General features: G+C 65.3%; 1 protein-coding gene. It reads left to right on the forward strand.

Annotation, left to right across the window (positions count from 1 at the left end; translation table 11 throughout):
• Positions 1-568, forward strand: a 568-nt coding sequence (locus N800_RS15065) for an IS30 family transposase (protein WP_036140569.1), incomplete at both ends; no start/stop codon positions are given.

Here is a 568-nt window from a genome sequence, read left to right on the forward strand (position 1 = left end):
CCGCAGCACGATATACCGCGAGTACGAGCGCAATAGCGTGCAGGTGCGGAAGTACCTGGTCTATTGCCCGAGCAAGGCCCAGGAGCAACGCAACGGCCGCCTGCGGCGCAGCCGCCGTGGCCGTCAGCACCACGATTGGCAGTACGCCCGCGTCGAGGCCTTGCTGCGGCAGCAATGGAGTCCCGAGCAGATCGCCGACACCTTGAGCAGACGGGGCGAGTTCCGGATCAGCTTCCAGACCATCTACCGGTACGTCCGGCGTGACTGGAAGGCTGGTGGCCAGCTGTACCGCGAGTTGCGGCGACGCTACAAGCGGCGCAAGCGCCACTACGGCCTGGAGCGTCGGGGACGCCTGCAGGGCAAGCGCATGATCGACGAGCGTCCAGCCGAAGCTGAAGCCAGGACGGTGCCTGGGCATTGGGAGATCGACACCGTGATGGGCGCTTCATGGGAGAAGGCTTGCATCGTCACCCTTACCGAGCGCGCCACCGGCTACCTGCGGATCGGGAAGCTGCCCAACCGCACGACCAAGGCCGTCAACCGACGCGTCATTGAACTGATCAAGACC

This window comes from Lysobacter daejeonensis GH1-9, assembly GCF_000768355.1.
Lineage (GTDB): Bacteria > Pseudomonadota > Gammaproteobacteria > Xanthomonadales > Xanthomonadaceae > Aerolutibacter > Aerolutibacter daejeonensis.